Source organism: Robbsia andropogonis, assembly GCF_034047095.1.
Taxonomy (GTDB): domain Bacteria; phylum Pseudomonadota; class Gammaproteobacteria; order Burkholderiales; family Burkholderiaceae; genus Robbsia; species Robbsia andropogonis.
The window spans coordinates 326,867-346,698 of record NZ_CP139164.1 but is presented as its reverse complement, the minus strand read 5'-3'; the positions used below and the strand labels follow the sequence as shown (position 1 = coordinate 346,698).

At 59.4% G+C, this 19,832-nt stretch carries 16 protein-coding genes; 6 read left to right on the top strand and 10 right to left on the bottom strand.

All coding sequences use genetic code 11. The features are described from left to right. Position 1: 1 nt before the first annotated feature. Together SJQ66_RS01475 and waaC are read right to left on the bottom strand one after the other, a co-directional pair. Complete coding sequence (locus tag SJQ66_RS01475; protein ID WP_024903690.1) at positions 2–1,204, bottom strand: porin; 1,203 nt, start codon at positions 1,202–1,204, stop codon at positions 2–4. 331 nt (positions 1,205–1,535) lie between these two features. Beyond that, complete coding sequence (waaC, locus tag SJQ66_RS01470; protein WP_052738404.1) at positions 1,536–2,678, bottom strand: lipopolysaccharide heptosyltransferase I; 1,143 nt, start codon at positions 2,676–2,678, stop codon at positions 1,536–1,538. A 555-nt stretch (positions 2,679–3,233) separates the two neighbouring features. On the opposite strand from waaC, the gene SJQ66_RS01465 reads away from it, so the two are divergent. The 3 genes from SJQ66_RS01465 (at position 3,234) to SJQ66_RS01455 (ending at position 6,298) form a co-directional block, all read left to right on the top strand. After that, the gene (locus SJQ66_RS01465; RefSeq protein ID WP_157685848.1) at positions 3,234–4,286 is read left to right on the top strand and encodes a PRC-barrel domain-containing protein; all 1,053 of its coding nucleotides are present in this window, start codon (positions 3,234–3,236) and stop codon (positions 4,284–4,286) included. 6 nt (positions 4,287–4,292) lie between these two features. Beyond that, complete coding sequence (locus SJQ66_RS01460) at positions 4,293–5,687, top strand: MFS transporter (RefSeq protein WP_253464553.1); 1,395 nt, start codon at positions 4,293–4,295, stop codon at positions 5,685–5,687. A 200-nt stretch (positions 5,688–5,887) separates the two neighbouring features. Further along, complete coding sequence (locus tag SJQ66_RS01455) at positions 5,888–6,298, top strand: hypothetical protein (protein WP_024903694.1); 411 nt, start codon at positions 5,888–5,890, stop codon at positions 6,296–6,298. An 18-nt stretch (positions 6,299–6,316) separates the two neighbouring features. On the opposite strand, the gene SJQ66_RS01450 is transcribed toward SJQ66_RS01455, so the two are convergent. Continuing rightward, on the bottom strand, positions 6,317–8,533 hold the full coding sequence (locus tag SJQ66_RS01450) for a hypothetical protein (protein WP_024903695.1): 2,217 nt from the start codon (positions 8,531–8,533) through the stop codon (positions 6,317–6,319). Between the two features lie 533 nt (positions 8,534–9,066). Here SJQ66_RS01450 and SJQ66_RS01445 point away from each other — a divergent pair. Continuing rightward, positions 9,067–9,852 (top strand): SDR family oxidoreductase, encoded by a 786-nt coding sequence (locus tag SJQ66_RS01445; RefSeq protein WP_024903696.1) that lies wholly within the window; start codon positions 9,067–9,069, stop codon positions 9,850–9,852. Between the two features lie 21 nt (positions 9,853–9,873). On the opposite strand, the gene SJQ66_RS01440 is transcribed toward SJQ66_RS01445, so the two are convergent. Together SJQ66_RS01440 and SJQ66_RS01435 are read right to left on the bottom strand one after the other, a co-directional pair. Then, the gene (locus SJQ66_RS01440) at positions 9,874–10,308 is read right to left on the bottom strand and encodes a GNAT family N-acetyltransferase (RefSeq protein WP_024903697.1); all 435 of its coding nucleotides are present in this window, start codon (positions 10,306–10,308) and stop codon (positions 9,874–9,876) included. A gap of 49 nt (positions 10,309–10,357) precedes the next feature. Continuing rightward, entirely contained in the window at positions 10,358–10,576 is a 219-nt protein-coding gene (locus SJQ66_RS01435) for a hypothetical protein (protein WP_024903698.1), read from the bottom strand. A 153-nt stretch (positions 10,577–10,729) separates the two neighbouring features. Here SJQ66_RS01435 and SJQ66_RS01430 point away from each other — a divergent pair, with 153 nt between their 5' ends. Then, entirely contained in the window at positions 10,730–11,242 is a 513-nt protein-coding gene (locus SJQ66_RS01430) for a peptide deformylase (RefSeq protein WP_320533780.1), read from the top strand. Positions 11,243–11,258: 16 nt separating this feature from the next. Here SJQ66_RS01430 and SJQ66_RS01425 read toward each other — a convergent pair whose 3' ends face one another. From SJQ66_RS01425 to kdgD, 5 genes are all read right to left on the bottom strand, one after another. Continuing rightward, positions 11,259–12,743, bottom strand: a complete 1,485-nt coding sequence (locus SJQ66_RS01425; RefSeq protein WP_046153642.1) for an MFS transporter — start codon at positions 12,741–12,743, stop codon at positions 11,259–11,261. Positions 12,744–12,895: 152 nt separating this feature from the next. After that, positions 12,896–14,161, bottom strand: coding sequence for a porin (locus SJQ66_RS01420; RefSeq protein ID WP_320533779.1), 1,266 nt, complete (start codon positions 14,159–14,161; stop codon positions 12,896–12,898). A 348-nt stretch (positions 14,162–14,509) separates the two neighbouring features. Then, positions 14,510–15,394 carry a FadR/GntR family transcriptional regulator gene (locus SJQ66_RS01415; RefSeq protein ID WP_024903702.1) on the bottom strand — a complete coding sequence of 295 codons (885 nt, stop codon included), beginning with the start codon at positions 15,392–15,394 and terminating at the stop codon, positions 14,510–14,512. A 156-nt stretch (positions 15,395–15,550) separates the two neighbouring features. Further along, on the bottom strand, positions 15,551–16,906 hold the full coding sequence (locus tag SJQ66_RS01410; protein ID WP_024903703.1) for an MFS transporter: 1,356 nt from the start codon (positions 16,904–16,906) through the stop codon (positions 15,551–15,553). Positions 16,907–17,082: 176 nt separating this feature from the next. Next, positions 17,083–18,000, bottom strand: a complete 918-nt coding sequence (kdgD, locus tag SJQ66_RS01405; RefSeq protein ID WP_024903704.1) for a 5-dehydro-4-deoxyglucarate dehydratase — start codon at positions 17,998–18,000, stop codon at positions 17,083–17,085. A 209-nt stretch (positions 18,001–18,209) separates the two neighbouring features. On the opposite strand from kdgD, the gene garD reads away from it, so the two are divergent. Beyond that, positions 18,210–19,820 carry a galactarate dehydratase gene (gene garD / locus SJQ66_RS01400; RefSeq protein ID WP_253556593.1) on the top strand — a complete coding sequence of 537 codons (1,611 nt, stop codon included), beginning with the start codon at positions 18,210–18,212 and terminating at the stop codon, positions 19,818–19,820. Positions 19,821–19,832: the final 12 nt, after the last annotated feature.

The window sequence follows — 19,832 nt, the reverse complement described above, 5'->3', positions numbered from 1 at the left end:
TTCAAAAGCTGTGGTTGACGCCGATGTACCCTCCGGTTTGCCGGCCGCCCGGGACCGGATTATTGGCGGATGTGATCGGGTCCGGGATCAGGCCAAAGCGGGCACCTGCACTGTTGCGCACGTGCGCTACAGTGGCATATAGCATGGTCCGTTTCGACAGGTTATACGTGGTGCCGGCCTCGATAATCGTTGCCCGTCCGCCTCCTTTGTCGGCGTCGCCATTCGCGCGAAGGTGAAAAGCGCCAATCGTCGAAGCCAGGCTTGGGTTGATTTGGTATGTGACGCCAAGCCATTGATGATCGGCGCGATCCGGTGCGCCGTTGCCGCCCGTATCGCCGGCCCACATATGCGTCCACGCCGCCTGGATCTTGATGCGGCCCACAACGACGTTGACCGCGCCGATCCATTCCCGTGAATGTCGATAGAGGTCGGAAAACCGGCCATTCGGATCGCGTAGGTCGTCATATATGGCACGTAGCTGAAACGATGGATGCGTATAGGTCAATTGCGCGCCGCTCGCGCGGCCGAAGTCGCCAGACGCGCCTAGGTTAAAGCCCGTCTGATTTCCCAATGCCATCTGCAACCTCACATCGAAGCCTGCGAAGACGGGTGATTGATAGCGCACGTTATTACTTGTCTGGTGCCAGGTGCGACCTCTCACGAGTGACGCGCTTGACCAGATCTGCTGCACGAAGGGATCGAATTCCCAGACACCATTCGAAAGCCATAACATCCGTCCGCCCGACAAGGTGCCCCATGACGGGTGGGACATTCCCAGGTATGCCCACCGGTTGAACATGCGACCTCCGTCCACAGCGCCGTTCATCGTGTTGAGCCCTTGCTCCAGATTGAACAATACCTTTAAGCCAGCCCCCAGCGTTTCCTCACCCTGCAGGCCCAACATGCCGGTGCCCCAGTCCCCGCTTTGGCCACGCCAGCGATGGGTACGTTTGCCGTTTGCATCGGTCAGGCCATTCAGATATTCAACACCGTTGTCCAGTCGACCATAAAGCGTAAGGTTGGTTTCCGCGTGTGCCGGGTTGCAGTCGAGAAAGGGGAATAAACCGCATAGGGTCGTGAGGGCGACCTTGCTGATATCGTACTGTTTGCGATGTCGTACGCACCGCCGATCAGCGGTTGGTGGTTCGTATGGAAGATAATGCGCGTGAAATGCGGGGGCGCCTGGGTTGGTGACGTCGCTCATGGATTTGTCTCCTCTGGAATGCGTCGTCGGTGCAAACTGGATCTCTCGTGAATATCTTCTTCAACGGGCGGCACCGGCGCGGCGATAGTCTCGCGTCGCAAACTATAGGGTTCGTTATCGTCTATGGGTCACGGCCAAGCGAGAATTTGATTGGTAATGCGAACAAACGGGAATAAAGCGAACTATCGGAGGACATGTCGTGAACCACGGCAACGGCACGATGGCGAGCAGCCTTTTGACATTCGCGCGTCGCGAGATGGCGTGCGCGCTCCCGTGCGTTGCGTAAGGCGGCCGCATGCAGGGCCAGGCGATTCCACCTGGCCTGGATGTTTCAAGACGCGATGACGATCGGGTTGGGTGGGGCGCTATCCGCGTCCAAGACATCCGGAAGGGAATGCGGTGCGCGAGCAGGGCCACCGTCGATTGTGCGAGGCCGTGTCACGTCATCACAAGGTGGCTTTGGGGGCCGCATTAATTGCTGGATGGCGTCCAGTACCTCATTTACATCCGGAACGCGTCCCTCGTCACCGATCGAGCAAGCCCGGCCCGGCACGTCGAAGCCGAAGTGGTTACGCGACGTCGCGGAGAAGATTGCAACCGTGGGACGCGCCAGCGCATAAGCGAGGTGGGTCAACCCTGTATCCACGCCGATGACCAATGCGGCTGACTCGATGGCATGTGCGCATTCGGCTAGCGACATCTTTGGCAGTACCCGGGCGCCAGGGAGTGCGGCGGCAAGGGCTTGCGCGCGTTCGTGCTCTTCATGCGAATGCCACGGCAGCACACAGGAAATGCCCATCGAATACAAGGCACGTCCAATGGCTGTCCAAGATGACACGGGCCAGCATTTCTCAGGTTTGGATGCGCCATGCAATAGCAGCGCCGTGCGTGGCGGCAGGCGGCAGGCCCGTTGTTGCTCAGCAGGTAGCGGCGGCGGTTGCAGGCCAAAGTGCGGCGCACCGCTGATCGTGATGCCGAGCGCGCTCCCGGCGGCTTCTCGCATCATCTGTACGGCACTGCAACCGGGCGAGAATCTCATCCTGCGGCTATAGGCAAAGGCGGCGCCGCGTTCCCCGAGCGACGTGTTGGGGTAGCCGTAGCGTTGCTTGGCGCGTGCCAGGAAAGCGACGATCGCGCTTTTGTAGGCGCCGTGAATGTCTATGACAGCATCGTAGCGATGCGCGCGCATGCCGGCCACGGCGCGTATTACTTGTCGCACCCCGGTCAGGTTTCGCTGCTTCTTGATCAGCCTTAGCGGCGCGCAATGCACGGTCGCAACATCAGGGTTCCAGGAAGGGATCTCGGAATAGTCTTCGTCGCTCGCCCAGTCGATGATCGCCTCGGGGTAGGCGCGCCGAATGTCACTGACAACCGGCTGAGCCATGACGACATCACCCAGCGATGTGATTTTGACGATGAGAAAGCGCTTCATCAGGCTAAGCAAAGTCCGCGTTGGCAGGGATGCATCACGCATTTATCCTTGCGATATCAAAAATAGGACTTTACAGGTAAAAGCGAATCTTTTGATTACTCAAATAACATCGTGGCGCATTTCATCCGTTTTGAATGATGTGGCCGAGGAGTGTTCTGGATAGACTGGATCGAGGTGTCGTGTGGTGTCTGACTACCGCCATCCCACCTCGACGGTGGCGAGGAGAATGCCTTAGTATAGATGGCGGTTGTCCTATAGACGGCCGCAGCGTCGGAAGATATTGCAAGAATTCGGTAAACGTGGCCACTAATTGCCTCCAACATCGGCGAATTTGCTATAAAAATTCATTATGGCGTTATCGTTGTTATGGGGCTGGCGGCGGGGTGCTGCGCGAGATAGGCTTGCATCGCGTTGCGCAGGGCGCGGACTGGGAAAGCGCCTGTTCTGACCGGTAGTCGATATCGCTGTATGACAAGTGTTTTTTGTGCTGATCGTAGACGAAGGACGCGTTCTTGCCGGCGTTGTCCGTAATAATTTTTGGCGCCTGTCGTCAGTTTGAAAGAGGAATGCAGCCCGCTCATGAGGACGTGCCGCCTGTTGTTTGAGTCCGCCCGCTTGATTGGTTGGCCACTGTGGCGGGCGTTGCCGGCCGCGGTAATGGCCTGGTGGCGGTCTCTGACCTGTGTCGCTGTACTCGCGCTGTTGACGGCTTGCAGCGCGATGACCGATCGCGTGCCCGCACCGGTCGAGGACGCGCATATTCTGCCGGCTGATCCAAACGACGAACCCAAGCCAGCGGTGTGGTTGCCTGTCCCTGCGGCGCTGGCGCCCGGTCCGGTCTTCTTTACGATGCCGCGCCCTGTGCATCGACCGCCCCCGCGACCGGTTCGCAAGCCCCCGCCTCCGCGCAAGGAAGCGGTCGCACCGGTGGCGCCTCCGCCTCCACCCAAGGCGCCGCTTATCGTGCGCATTCAAGACATTCCTGGAGGCAAGATGCGGGGCATGCTCGACGCCGAGGTGCAACGGCCGAATGGCAAAGTCATCGGTCGCGCGGTGGACGCGGTTGCCGCGATGAATGGCACCCCGCAGGCTGTCGTCGTGAACCTGGTCGGATTTATGGGCGTGGGCGATCGGAAGGTCCGACTACCCTGGCAGAGCATGCGCTTCAATCCCGCCCCGCATGGTCAACCACCCTTCACGTTGACGTCGGACACGGTCGAACCAACGGCGTCCAGTCCCGGGTCGGGCGGCAGTCCCGCGCCGCCGCCGGGCATGATGAACTTGATCGACGCCACCGTTCGTACCGCGAAGGGCCAGGAAGTCGGGCATGTGGTCGATGTACTGGTGGATGCAACGGGTCAGTTGCAAGGGGTGGTGCTGAACATCAGTGACTCCCTGATTCACGACAAGCAACTGATTGCGGCTGCCTGGAGCACCGTGCATCTGCGCGGGGACCCGAAATCGCCGCGGTTGGAGACTGACCTCGACGAAAAGCAGATCGAGGCCTCGCCGGAATACGTTGGCGGCAAGCCGATCCGGCTTGTGTCACCGCCCACGGCGGACACCGGCAGCGACGACAAGTCGACGCCCGATAGCGCCAAGGCTTCGGCCGGGGGCAGTGCCCCCGCTCCTAGCTCGGCGAAGCAGTGATCGCCCATGGTCACGATTCGTAGTCTTCGCGCACTGGACTGGCTGAATTTTTTTATTGCCAATGTCCAGACCGGTTTTGGGCCGTTCATTGCCTCCTACCTGGCATCCGAAAAATGGACGCAAGGTGAGATCGGGGTGGCGCTGAGTGTCGGCACGATCACTGCCATGGTCAGTCAGTTGCCGGCCGGCGCGGTGGTCGACGCGATTCGCAGCAAGCATTTTGCGGCGATTTCAGCCATCGTCGCTGTTACCATCAGCGCGTTGATGTTCGCGCTCAGTACCGCGTGGATCTCGGTGGTGGGCGCCGAAGTCTTGCACGGTTTTGCGAGCTGCATGCTGGTGCCCGCATTGGCGGCCATCTCATTGAAACTGGTCGGTCGGGCGAACCTGGGCGATCGGCTTGGACGAAATGCCCGCTGGGCGTCCATCGGGAGTGCCTTCGCCGCGCTTTTGATGGGGCTGTTCGGTCAATATGTATCGGTCCGGGCGATTTTCTGGCTGACTGCCGCGCTGACGATCCCCTCGATCTTCGCCCTTGTGATGATCGAGGGCGGCGGTGATTCTTTCCGTTGGGTGGACCGGTTGCTCGCCCGCTTCAAGGGGCGCGGCACGAATAACGCCGCCTATGGACCCGGTGGTGCCGCAGCGTCCGCCGCGCGCGCCGCTGCGGCCCGTGCGGCACAGGCCGCCGTTACAACATCGACGCTCGAAGACGAACCAAAGGAGTCGATCTGGATCTTGGTCCGAGATCGGCGGCTGCTGACCTTCGCGGTCTGCATCGTGCTGTTCCACCTGTCGAATGCGGCTATGTTGAATCTCGCTGCCGGCGAAGTGACGCTCAAAATGGGCGATCACGTGCAGTTGGTGATTGCCGCCTGTATCGTGGTGCCACAGATCATCGTCGCGGCAATGTCGCCGTGGGTGGGCCGCGCCTCCCAGCGGTGGGGCAGACGGCCCATCCTGGTGCTCGGTTTTTCGGCCCTCCCGATTCGGGCCTTGCTGTTTGCGGTGACTAGCAACAGTCCGTATCTGCTGGTTCCGGTTCAAGCGTTCGACGGCCTGAGCGCGGCGGTGTTCGGCGTGATGCTGCCCTTGATCGCCGCCGACGTTGCCGGTGGCAAAGGTCGATATAACCTCTGTATCGGTTTTTTCGGATTGGCCGCCGGCGTGGGGGCAACGCTGAGTACGTCGCTGGCGGGTTTTGCGGCTGATCGCTTTGGTAGCACGATGGCCTTTTTCGGACTGGCTGCGGTAGGTGCGCTGGCCGTTCTGACTGTCTGGCTGGCGATGCCTGAGACCCGGGAACGGACACTCGACAATGCCGCGGAATCGCTCGGGGGAGGCATTGATGCGTCGGCCACGATGGTGGAGCCCGCGTCGGCGGACGAGCGCGCGCGCTGAGGGCGACGGCACGCATCAGGAACATGCCGCCGGTCATGGCGCGGACGCGGGCGTTGGCCGGGATGGGCCCGTTCTGCGTTTCGCCGCCTCGAATTGGCAATTTTTGCCTATAATTCGACAATACGTTTTTTGTCAGGCAACCTATACCCATGTGATCGCGGTCGGGTTTGTGTCCCCTTTTTGTTTATTCGAGCTTTGCGATGAGTCTTTCGGAGCGGTGCAAGAGCACGTTGTTTCGGCTGATTTGCGAAGCGCCGCTGCCTGAAACAGTGATTTTTATCCAGGCCGGTGCGCGCGGCGCGGCCGTACGTAAGGCGGCGCAGGTCTTGGCGACGTTGCGGCAGGTACCCACTACGGAGGTAGCCGTGCGCAGCGTGGCCTCTCATGCCGAACTGGTCACCCAGGGCAACAGTGACGACGAAGATTTGCGGATTTTTGAGACGAGCTGGCGGCGGGCGGATGACACCGCGTCTGTTGCGCAGACCGAAATCGTCTGGATCAGGGACCCGCTGTTCCTGTCCAACGACGAGTCGCTGCTGGCGACCTGGGCGGAGTTGATGGCTGAGATCGCCTACCGGGAAGCTGAACGTGCATTGAAGAAAGCACGTTGAATGGTTGGTGGTTGACGCCTATCGTGCCGGTGGCGTGGCGGGTGTCGCGCCGGTAACACGTGCCTGCACGGTGGCGAAATGCGCACCGGCTGGTAGCCAGCGGTTAGCCCAGCCGAAGCGCCAGCCAACGATCGCCACGACGGCCAGGACCAACAAGGTCGCGGTGATATAACCGCCCGTGTGTCGATCCGCGTAGGGGTCCTTGACAGGCCGCGAAGAAAGCGGGATACGCGCGGTCTGCGACAACATCGTTCCAAGCCGGACATTGACCTTCATGCGGCCATTGATGGCCCAGCCACTGGCATCCAGAATAGGTCCGAGGCTGCGTTCCCGCAGCTTCAGCCAGGCAATTGCCATGCTTGGCCCGGAAATCGCAATGATGATGCCGATTAGGGCGACCGGTATCCACCATCCCAATTCAACGAATTTGCCGAAGACCCCGACGATCACGGCGCTGATGCTGCCGAGAGCCACGCCCAGTGCGGCGACGGTGCCTACATCGATCTTGCTGTTGATTGCCGCGGCTTTCGGATCGGCCGCCGTTGCAGCGGTTGTGGCGTTTGTCGATGCGATGTTGGTCGCCAGCGAACCGAGATTGCCTTGGACTTTCGCATCGCTGGCGGCGGCGCGCTTGGCGACCTGCTCCTCGATCGCGCGGATGAATTTCTTATACGGTGACAGGAAGGCCTGCCAGACATTGGTCGGGTTATCTATCAGCTTGACGATGGTTGCGTCCCAGTCGTTGCCTTGGCGGTCATAAAACACGCCGTTGCGGCCGACGAAAAGGAAATCCGTCGATCCCGCAGTGAACGCCGATACGATATTCATTTTCTGGTTCAGCCGACGGCATTCGCAATATGCAAGGCAAGCCTTCGCCATTCCGGCAAGCTGCGCATGCCGGTTCATATCGGCAACTTCAACGGTCAGGTCGCAACTGCGACTGTCCAGGTAAAGCTTGCCGGCTTCGAAGATCGCCCCATCGCGGCGATAGAAATCCTTGAACGAAACGAAGTTATGCACGAGGCGGAGCAGATCGCGCTTGTAGCGCAGCAGCCGTTCGAGATCGACGATCCGAGCGTTATGCGGCTCAATTGCCTTGTCTTCTTCAATCAATGCATTAATGGCTGCCTGCGTGTCGCTATTGGCGATCTGCGTGATTTCGTCGATTGTCAGGCTGTCCAGACTCGACGCCGGCCGTGTACTGCTCCACTGGCGGTATGGTGCCAGGCGATTCTGCAATGTTTGCCATTGCAACTGCGTCATGGTGGGCTGGGTTGTCTGGGACTGGCCGAATTGCGGTGCAAACGCCGCGCGGTAGAACGTGCCAAGCGCATTGCTCCACGCTGGATTCACAGTATCGCCTAATAGCGGTAAGGGCCGACCCGGTTGGACCGGCGCGAGCGGCAGACTGGCGATCTCAGGCGCGCTGCTGGAAAGCGATAGCGTACTGATCGCCTTGTAGTTGTCTTGCGAAGGATTAAGCTCGTCGGTCGCGCGTGCGTCATAGGCGGCCAAGCTGCAACGTGCGAAAAAGTCGTCGATCTTGGTGCGTACTGCGTCGAAGGCTTCAGCGGCCGCGGCCGTGCCTTCGCCGAACGGCATGATGGCCTCATCCCCGGCGTTCTTGGCGTGCCAATCGCGTAAGGCCACCGCATTCGCGAAAAATGCATCGGATTTTTCCAGATTTACGCCATCGGCACTGCTTAGATCCTTTACCGCGCCTTGCGTTGCGATAATTTTTTCCAAGGTGGTTCTGACGGTCTCATCATCCGCGGCAGTATCGGGCGTAATGACACCGTCGCCATTGAATCGCATCGCCGAGATCAGCTTGCTGCGATCGCTGACGTCCTGAAGGGTCAACGGCGCATCAGGCGACTTGCCCAGCAGTTCGAGGATGCGCTTTGCTTCTATGATCAAGCCTGCCGAATCTTCTTCCTTCTCGGCGATCTGTTCGACTGTGATGGCGTCTCCGCCTTGGATCAGATCATCCGGATCGCGTAATTGCGCGGACGCCCACTCGCACGCGGCGATTAGCTCGGGGGGACGAATACGGCCGTCGTTATCGGTATCGAGCAGGTCGAGCGTGCGGGCATCGAACTCCAGGCCGCGGGTGGGGCAAGCGAGCGCAACCCATTGTTTTTGATCCAGTTCACGAAGATGCGCCAGGTCCGCACCGGAGCGAATTGCAACCTGATCCACGCCGCCGGCGCGGAAATATTGCCAGGGATAGGCCATCGAACATCCGTAGAAAGAAAATTGTAAAGCGCAACGCATACCATGAGAACAATCAAATCCATGGCGCGTCAGTCAGATTACTAAAGCATTCTATTTTAAAAGTAGGGTGGATGCGACCGCGCCCGTCGTTACGCGTTGGCTTACCTGCCTGCGGTTTCTCATATCAAGGCGGCATGGGGCGAGCGTTGGCCATGGCTTGGCCATTTCGCTCGACCCCCACCAGAAGTCGCAGCATGCTGACCCGAGACTGTGTGCCATGTCTGTGAGTGGGTATTTGACCCGGTTAAATAATGGCGGAAACGGTCCACTACACCAAGTCGTCGGTTTCCATTTGGGGCTCTGTTTTGGTCAACGTCTTCTGGCCGACATTGCCAATTCGAGCGGATAACTACGTGAAGCGAAGTGTGCCATGCTTTCCGAGGGTTTCAAGTACGGCCATGGCGCATTGGTCCGCGATCCGTTCCACGATTTCGCGGACGTGCGTGCCGGCGAGCTTACAAAGCAACATCCCTCTTTCGAAGGAGCAACACATCATGCAAATGACCGGAAACACGATCTTGATCACCGGCGGCGGATCAGGTATTGGCCGTGCGTTGGCGGAAGCCTTTCACAAGCGCGGCAATCAGGTAATCATTTCGGGGCGGCGTCGCGATGCATTGGAGGAGACATTGGTGGCAAATCCTGGCATGGCGGCGTTGACACTGGATATTACTCGCACTGAAGCCATCAAGACATTCGCCACGCAACTGACGTCGGCATTCCCGGCGCTGAACGTCGTCATTCAAAATGCCGGGATCATGAGGAACGAGGCGCTGCTGAAGGGCGAGACCGAAACAGCGGAGGAGACCATCGCCACGAACCTGTTGGGGCCGATTCGCTTGACGGCCGCGTTGCTGTCGCATTTGACCGCGCAGCAAAACGGGGCATTGATGACGGTGTCGTCAGGGCTGGCGTATCTGCCGCTTTCCATGACGCCAACCTACGCCGCGACGAAGGCCGCGATCCACTCTTACACGCAGTCACTGCGTTATCAGGTCAAGGACACCCCCTTGCAGGTATTGGAACTGGTGCCGCCGTATGTGCAAACGGGCTTGATGGGAGAGCGCCAAGCCAATGATCCGAACGCGATGCCGTTGAAGGATTTCATTGATGAAGTGCTTACCATCCTGGAAACGCAGCCGGATGCGACGGAAATCCTCGTGGAGCGTGTAAAGCCGCTGCGCTTTGCCGAGGGTGGGGCGGACAAAGCGGAAGCGTATGCGGCGTTCTACAAGAAATTCAATGACGGCATGGTTGCCGCGCGTCAAGGGGAGCTATGAGGCGCATCTCGCAATACACGCTCAACAATTCGCTCCGGCGTTACGGATGAATGAATATCGCGTGATGTCATCGCGGCGTTGCCAACCCTGTCTAGCCCAAAAGGCAGCGCCCTCGACGTTGGTGCATAGCACTTCGAGATGGCTCTTATGGATACCGAGTGCTTCGAGTGCCGCGAGCGTTTGCTCGACGAGGGCATTGGCGATACCGCGTCGACGATAGGCTGGCAGCACGACCAGATGTTGCAAATAGCCACGTCGGCCATCATGCCCGGCCATGATCGTGGCAACCATCTGGTCATCGGCCAGGGCGACGAAACTCAGGGCGGGGTTTCGCAATAGATATCGTGTGACGGCCGCTTTCGAGTCGGCGTCGCGCACGGAGACGCCCGGTGTGGCTTCCCACATCGCTCGAACCCCGTCGTAATCGTCGATCGTCATCTCGCGAATCTGAAACATGCTCCACTCCCTGTGTCATGCGGGATAGGTCTTTTCACCCCTTCCCGGATCACTCGGCATCCTTCGCCTCGGCTTTCTTCTGCGCCTTGATGGCCTTTTTCCGGGCCTTGCTGGCTTTCTTGTCGGCATGCGTAGCGGATTGGGCGATATCGCCTTTGTCGGCGGGTGACAAGGGCGCGGATGCCGCGTTTTGCGCGTTGGCCGTCAGTGCGCCTAAAGCGAGGCCTGCTCCGGCCAGGGTAATCGTGATCATTCGATGAATCTGCATGGTGTTTCTCCTGTATCGTTATCGACGTTCAGGGCGCATGATAGCGCGGCAGGCCGTTGCGCCATCGTCCGACCCCGACAACCAGTATAGCAATGCGACGATGCATCTTGTGTCGGTGTACGATGCGGGATTCGCTTTCAAGGAGCCCCCATCTTGCCTGCTCGCCCCATTGTCCGTTATCCGCATCCGGCACTGCATGCCGCGGCGCAGCCGGTGACCGTGTTCGATGAAGCGCTTCGTACCTTGGCGCACGACCTGCATGCAACAATGCTGACTGTCGACGGCGTGGGCATTACGGGTCCGCATATCGGCATGGCGCAACGCGTGGTCGTGCTGGCGTTGCCTGACGATCCGTCCCCACGCTGCTATGTCAATCCTGAAATTGTTTGGCGTGCCGACGAGATGATCGTCCATGACGAGGGGAGCGTGTCGATGCCGGGTGTGGTGGAGAAGGTGAGTCGCAGCGCCAAGATACGGTTGCGATATCAAGACCTGGACGGAGCGGAGCAGGTAGAGGAGGCGGATGGATTTCGCGCCGTATGCCACCAGCACGAAATCGATCAACTCGACGGGGTGTTCTGGATCGAACGCTTGTCCCAATTGAAGCGCGATCGCGCGATTGCCCGCTACAACAAGCTGTTGCGGACGGGTGCTACTCCCGCCTAGCCGTTTGCTCGCGATGTTATTTTTCGCTCAAATGCCGGCCGGCCTGTGGTGCCAGGCGCCAATAACCGTACAGTGAGAGGAAGGTGACGACGCCCGTTGCCACGAACGCGAGCCGAAAATCGGACAGCACCAAATGGTGCGTGGCATGGGCGTCATCACCGGCCCGTAGCGAAGCAGCAATTCTAAGGCCCAATGCGCCAAAGGCGATGCCGAGTCCGATGGCCATCTGCAGCGCTGCATTCCATAGCGTATTTGCACTGTTGACCTGGTCCTTCGGAATATCGGCATACGCCAGTGTAGCCAGCAACGAAAACTGCATCGACCGCGTACAGCCGTAGATAAAAATCACGATCAGCGTGACGGCCATTGGCGTATCGGGCGTCAAGAAGCCACACGCGATCATGACGATGCCGGCGATCGTCACATCGACCAGCGAAGTGCCGCGGAATCCAAAGCGCATCAGCACCTTGGTTGTCACCGCCTTCATCCCGAAATTTCCGAGCGCGCTGACGAACAGCAGGATACCGGAATGGAACGCCGACATGCCGAAGCCGACTTGAAAGAGCAGTGGCAATAGGAATGGAATGGCGTTGATGCCGATCCGCGTCATTGTGCCGCTGAGGACCGTCACCGAAAACGTCGGCACACGCATGGCCGACAGATCCATCAGGGGATTCGCATGTCCGCGCAGGTGCCGGACCGCGATGGTCCCCATCAAAATGCCGCCGAAGAAACAGCCTGCCGCCATCCAAAGATTGGCGTCTTGCTGGCTGGCGAGTTCCGTGCCGTACATGATTCCGGTCAGCGCCAGCGCGCAATAGAGGAACCCGACGATGTCCAACGGACGCCGTGTGGTGCCACGCGTATTGCGGATCATGATGCCAGCGGCAATCAGCGCCGCGATGCCGAACGGGACATTCAGCAAGAAAATCCAGCGCCAGGAAGCATAGGTTGTGATCACGCCACCGATTGGAGGGCCGATCACGGGCGCGGCAATTGCCGGCCAGGTGATGGTCGCAATCGCCCGCATCAGGTCCGCCTTGTCCACCGCGCGCACGACGATCAACCGCCCGACCGGAACCATCATTGCACCGCCGATGCCTTGCAGTATCCGCGCACTGGTAAAGGATAAAAGACCAACCGACAGACCGCAGAGGATCGATGACAAGGTGAAGATCACGATGGCCAGGCTGAAAATTGTTTTCGCGCCGAATCGGTCGGCCATCCAGCCGCTTACTGGAATGAACACGGCTAGCGCGAGCATGTAGGCGCTCATCCCGATACTCAGCGCGCTGGGAACGACGTTGAACGAGTGCGCCATCTGTGGTAACGCGGTCGCCAGGACCGTGGTGTCCAGGTACTCCATGAAGAAGGTGGCGGCTACCAGGAACGGCAAATAGGGAAGCCATCTGTCCTGGGTGTATGGATTCTGAGACGGTGCCTCGGGTGGCGTGGGCGCTGAGTCGCCGCGCGTAGGAGAGGAGGGATCAGGCTGAGGCATCAAGGTTTCCGAGATAAGCGTCGCGAACGTATAAGTCGAACAAAAGATCGCGCGACGCATCCTGGGAAGCCCACAAAGATGGTCGTTCGCCGATCAGAACGCGCAGGCTCGTATGATATGCGAGTCTGTCTCTCCGCGCTCCGCCGACGCCGTCAGAACCGTTTTCCGATGCCGACCGCTGCGCCGTACTGGTGACGGCTTCCCGGAAAATTTGCACGGGCGGCCGCAGTGACCACACCATAGTCGGCTTCCGCGTAGGTGTAGACGGTTTTTGAGAATGCATATTGCACATGCAGCGCCCAACTGTGTCGATAGCCAATGCCTTTGATCGGACTGCCGGCGGCGGTGAACGCATGCGTCGCGTTACGCATCCGATCGAAATACCAGGCGCCCATCAACCGCCAATGTGCATTCGGCTGCCAGGTTGCGCCCAGGTAGACGCCATCGTCGAGGCGGTTTGTCCCTTTGTAGGCTGCCGGCGAGCGTCCGGGTAGTCCGCGGTTCAGGCGCGCGTCCAAACCACCGGTATTGTCACGTGAATGCATGTAGCCGCCGGCAATTTGTGTATGGCCGAGCTGGTAGGTCATCGCGGCATTGAACGAATCACGACGCCGATTGCTGTTGTCCCGCCCTTGCTGCCAGATGCCGGCAAAGCCCCACCGGCCGGTTTGGTAGATCGCGCCCAGGCCCCGCATGCTTCCCGCGCCAATTCGCCCGGGGACATTGCCGGAAAAGCCGTTGGCGTCGGTGCCGAATGTGTCATACCCCATCGAGTAGGCGGCAAGCAAGGTCAGTCCGTCATGCGTGAAGCGGTACTTGATTGTATTATCCAGAAAAATGCCGCCGGATAATGCACCCGTGAGCCAACTGTTGCCGTTGTAGTTTGCCAATGTCATTGGGTCGAACGTCGTGGTCAGCGAGTCGAACATCACGGACCCTTGTCGACCGAACGCGATCTGGCCGAACCGCTTGCTTTCCAGTCCTACGAACGCCCAACGATGAAAGAGCCGCCGTCCGCCAGCGACCATGGCGCCGGTCTCCAGATCGAAGCCGGCCTCGATCTGGAAATATGCGCGCAGATCGGTGCTCAATGTTTCGCTGCCACGCATGCCGAACCGGCTTGGTGAGATCGCGCCTTCGGTCATGCGTACAACGCTACGGTTGCGAGCGTCCTGGTTCGATTCAAAGCGAATTGCCACATCTGCCAGACCGTACAGTGTAACGGTGCCCGCGCCGGCTGTTTCACTGACAGCCCAGATACAGGCACTGATTCCAGCGAGATGCCATCGATCGCTACATCCGCGGGTGCGTCGAGAAACGGTTCGCCTACGTGGGTCCGATGCGGACGGGGTTGCGTCGAGCGCGTGGGTGCCATACGATCTTTCGCCGCGATATGTGTCTGTTCCTTGAACCGCCATCGTCGTCCTGTCTCCTAATTCACCTTCCTCTTGGCCGATTCTCGCGACAGCAACCTGACCAGGCGATGTTGGGGACGACATGCCTGAAGGAGCAGACGCGTCGCCGCCTGAGAGAGCCAATAATAAGTGCGTCGATCGCTTACACAACAGGTCACGACGAAGAATCAGACCGACGGACAACCTTTGCGTCGGCACCATGCTCGCGTTGTCGGCGGCGTCTTCTCAAAGCGATGCATCAGCTTCGTTAAGAAAGAGGACGGGAAAGGCGGGGGAAAGGGAAAGGCGATGGATACTGGCTGTCCGAACAATGAGCGCAGGCCAGAGAAAATATCAGGCCCGCGCCGGTGTTCAGGATACGGCGGGCACGGGCCGACCCTGCGCATGCGGATCTGACTTGGCGGCGTTCAGTTCGCTTGCCTGGCGCAAACGTTCACGGCTATTCGACAAGTGCAGCCGCATCGCTGCACGGGCACCGTCGGCATCGCCACGACGGATCGCGTCGAGGATGCTCTTGTGCTCGACATTGACGAGGGCGATATAGGCTTTGGGGTCCGCATGCGCGATACCAGCGGAATCAATCCGGGTGCGCGGAATCAAGGCGGTTCCCATTTGCGTCAGGATGTCGACGAAATAGCGATTTCCAGTGGCTTGCGCGATGGAGAGGTGGAACTGGAGGTCGGCTGACACGCTACGATCGCGCCGCCGGGCACCGCCGGCATCCACGTCTTCGGACGATGGGGTGTCGAGCGAGGCTTTGGTGGTTTCGGTCCGCTGCTTGGGGCCGGTGCCGCCATTGTCGACCATACCGTGGGAGGCCTCGATCCCTTCCAGCGCGGCCTGCATCCGCGCTACATCATCGGCAGTGGCGCGCTGCGCCGCCAGACCCGCGCATTCGGTTTCAAGGCTGATGCGCAGCTCCAGCACACTGAGCACGTCGCGCAGCGTGGTCGCGGGGACCATGTCGATATCAAAGGCTTCTTGCCGCGGCGACAGCACGAAACTACCGATGCCATGACGCGTTTCGATCACCCCACCCGCTTGCAGGCGGGAGATGGCCTCACGGACGACCGTCCGACTGACGCCGAGGGCGAGCATCAGTTGAGACTCGGTGGGCAGTTTGTCGCCAGGTTTCAGGATGTTCGCCTCTACGCGTTCTTTCACGTAGTCGACGACGAGCCCGGCCAGATTGCGGGCACGCCGCGGGGCGGCGAGCGACGTCAAGGACGCGGACATGACATTTTCCTTTCAGGATTCAAGCGGGAAGAAACGCGGGCTTTCCGGCACGGTGTCTGAGACACAATATTGTGTCACGTTCTTTTCAATCATTATACCGGCGCGGACCCGCACCACCTGCCGACGTCTCGGCGCGAGCCGCGGCGCGCTTTTCGGTCAGGACGGTTGCTTCAGTTCGAATCGTTTGATGTCACCAACAATGAACAGGTAGGAAAACACGGTAATCAGTGCGTTAATGCCGACGAAGACCAGCGCGCCGTTGAACGAGCCGCGGGTGGCGACAATATAGCCGATCACGATCGGCGTCACGATGCCGGAGATATTGCCGAACATATTAAAGATCGACCCGGATAGGCCCACTGCTTCTCTAGGCGACGTATCCGACACCACGGCCCAGCCCAATGCGCCAATGCCCTTGCCAAAGAAGGCCAATGACATGAACAGCACGACCAGCCAGGTGGCGGACACATAGTTGCAGGCGATAATGCTGGAGGAGAGCAACATGCCAGTGACGATCGGCACCTTCCGGGCAACGGTCAGCGAGTGGCCGCGTTTGATCAGCCAGTCTGAAATGAAACCGCCCAAGACGCCACCGATAAAACCACAAATCGCAGGCAACGATGCAATCAGTCCCGCTTTCAGGATCGTCATGTGGCGTGCCTGGACGAGATAGATCGGAAACCAGGTCAGGAAAAAGTAAGTGAGCACGCTAATGCAGAACTGCGCCAGATAGATGCCCAACAACATTTTGCTTTTGAGCAGCTGTTTCGCATAGAACCAGCTCTGGTCGCGACGTTTTCCGTCGGTTGATGCGGTACTGCCGATCACGTCGACGATACCGCCGCCGTCACGAATGTAATCGACTTCCGCCTTGTTCGCCATTGGATGTTGCGAAGGCGATTTCATCGTCCGCAGCCAGATGAAGGACAGCACGATACCCGCTAGTCCCATTACCGTATAGACGTGATGCCAACCAAACGTGTGCGTGATCCAAGCCATCAGCGGCGTGAACACGACTGCCGCGAAATATTGCGCGGAATTGAAAATGGCGGAGGCCGTGCCGCGTTCTTTCGTTGGAAACCAGCTCGACACGACCTTGGCATTGGCCGGAAACGCCGGTGCTTCCGCCGCACCCATCAGAAAACGCAACGCGAACAACGCGCCAACGGCGAAGGCCGCGGAGCCGGTGATGCCAACCGCACCTTGCATCATCGTGAACAGCGACCAGACGAAGATACTGGTGGCGTAGACACGGCGCGCGCCGTAACGATCCAGTAACCAGCCGGCCGGCACCTGGGCGATCACGTAGGACCAGGCGAAGGCCGAAAAGATATAGCCCATCTGCACAGTGCTGAAGCCCAATTCCTTGGACATCTCGCTACCCGTGATGGATAACGTCGCGCGATCGGCGTAGTTGAACGTCGTGATGATAAAAAGCATTGCCAGGATCAGAAAACGCGTGTTCGTGCGCTTCATGACTCCAGCGGCGCTGCCGACCCGGCTCGCATCCATGGCGATTGTCCCTGGTATTGTTGTTTTACCTTGCCCGGTTGTATTGCCCGTGCCATTGCGCGAATGCGTCAATGGCAAGGAACCGGGAGCCGCGAGCACAATAGGACCACGGGGGTCGCATTGCCGCAAGAAGTGACAACGTGTTACTTCCGCCGCTATTGCTCGGCGGACCGCGTTTATTGCGGACCAAGTGACTTGATCAGTGCGTCCAGTTCTTCCGATTCGGCGGCAGTCAAGTCCGTCAGTGGTGCCCGCACCGGGCCGGCATCATGGCCCACCAGCGTGCAACCGGCTTTGACGATGCTGACGGCATAACCCGCGCAGCGATTACGAATCTTCAGATAGGGCAGGAAGAACGAATCGATCAGCTTGCCGACCGTTTCGTGGTCGTCCGCTGCAATGGCATGATAGAACGCCATTGCGGTCTTCGGAATGAAGTTGAATACCGCCGACGAATAGACCGGCACGCCCAGCGCCTTGTAAGCTGCCGCGTAGACTTCCGCCGTCGGTAAGCCGCCGAGGTAGGAGAAACGATCTCCGAGGCGTCGACGGATCGTCACCATGTTTTCGATTTCACCCACACCGTCCTTGAAGCCAATCAGGTTTGGGCACTTGTCGGCCAGCGGCTCCAGGATGTCGGCATTCAGCTTGGAATTCGCTCGGTTGTACACGATCACACCGATGTTCTTGACGGCCTTGCACACCTCTTCCACGTGATTCGCGATACCCTGCGGGCTCGCTTCGGTCAGATAGTGCGGCATCAACAGGATGCCGTTCGCGCCTTGGCGTTCCGCTTCCTGCGCATATTCAATCGCCACGCGCGTCGGGCCACCCGCGCCGGCCAGAATCGGCACCTTGCCCTTGCAGGTTTCCGTGGCTGTGCGGATCACATTCGAGTACTCGCTTTTCGTCAACGAAAAAAACTCGCCCGTGCCGCCAGCTGCAAACAGCGCGCTCGCGCCATACGGTGCCAGCCATTCGAGCCGCTCGGTATAGGTAGCCGGGCGAAAATCGCCGTTTTCGTCGAAGTCCGTGACTGGAAAGGAGAGCAGGCCTTCGGAAACGATGGTTTTGAGCTCTTGAGGTGTCGTCATGATCCGTGTGTCGTCCGTGGATGGTAGGTGCGTACGTCGCCAACGATGCATCTCATAGGTTGTCGTACAACATAAAGCGAATGGTAGGGAGGTTCGTTTTAAGTTGCTAGATAGGGTAAATACTGGTTCGAGAAACATCGATAAAGGCGATGTCTAGTTGTAGGATGACCGATAAATTCAGATCACTGTCTGCAAAGGGCAAAAAAATGATGGACACCCGTTCCGTGATGAGTCCCCTCTATATCAAGGTGCACCCGAATGACAATGTCGCCATTGTGGTCAATGACGGTGGCCTGGGCGAGGGCGCGACGTTTTCCGACGGGTTGACGCTGCGGGAGCGAGTGCCGCAAGGCCACAAGGTGGCGTTGGCCGATTTGGCCGAAGGCGATCCGGTCATTCGCTATGACGTGGTAATCGGCTATGCGTTGAAGGCGTTGCCGCGCGGCAGCTGGATTAACGAGCACGTCACACGGATGCCTGAGCCACCTACGCTGGTAGGGCTACCGATTGCCACGGCCGGTGACAAGACGATGCCTCCGCTCGAAGGTTTTACCTTTGAAGGTTTCCGTAATGCCGACGGATCGGTGGGCACACGCAATATCCTGTCGATTACGACAACGGTGCAATGCGTATCGGGGGTGGTCGAACATGCCGTGGCGCGGATCAAGGCTGAGTTGCTGCCGCGCTATCCGAACGTCGATGACGTCGTGGGGTTGGAGCACACATATGGCTGCGGCGTCGCGATCGATGCGCCCGATGCCATCGTGCCTATTCGTACCGTGCGCAATATCAGTCTGAATCCGAACTTCGGCGGCGAAGTGATGATGGTGAGCCTCGGCTGCGAGAAATTGCAACCGGAACGGTTGATGCCCGCGGGCACGATTCCGCTGGTGCACATGCCGGCGCTGGATAAGGCGGGTACGCCGGTTGCCGCCGACGCCTGCGCGTCCCCCGACAATGGTGACGTGGTTGTGCTGCAAGACCCCGAGAACGTTGGATTTGGCGCCATGATCGCGTCGATCATGCGGACTGCGGAGAAACATCTCGAACGCTTGAATCGGCGGCGGCGTGAAACCTGTTCCGCGGCGGACCTGGTGGTGGGTGTGCAATGTGGCGGCAGCGATGCATTTTCCGGCCTGACGGCCAATCCGGCGGTGGGGTTTGCAACAGACCTGCTGGTACGAGCCGGTGCCACGGTGATGTTCTCGGAAGTGACCGAAGTGCGGGATGGCGTGGATCAGTTGACGCGTCGCGCCGCCACGCCGGCGGTGGCGCAGGACATCATCCGCGAAATGCAGTGGTACGATGACTACCTGAAGCGCGGCGGTGCGGACCGCAGTGCGAACACCACGCCGGGCAACAAGAAGGGCGGTCTTTCGAACATCGTCGAAAAAGCGATGGGATCGATCATCAAGTCCGGTAACGCACCGATCAGCGGTGTCATAGCGCCAGGCGAAAAAGTAAAGCAGAAGGGCCTGATCTATGCTGCCACGCCTGCCTCGGACTTTATTTGCGGGACGCTGCAACTGGCAGCGGGGATCAACCTGCATGTGTTCACGACCGGACGCGGTACCCCCTACAGTCTCGCCGAAGTGCCAGTCATCAAAATGGCCACCCGCAGTGATCTCGCGCGCCGGTGGCACGATCTGATGGATATCGACGCGGGGCGGATCGCTACCGGTGACGCCAGCATCGAGGATGTGGGATGGGAGTTGTTCCATTACATGCTCGATGTTGCCAGCGGTAGGAAAAAGACCTGCGCCGAAACGTTGAAGCTGCATAACGCGCTGGTGTTGTTTAACCCGGCTCCGGTGACCTGATGAATTGTCCGG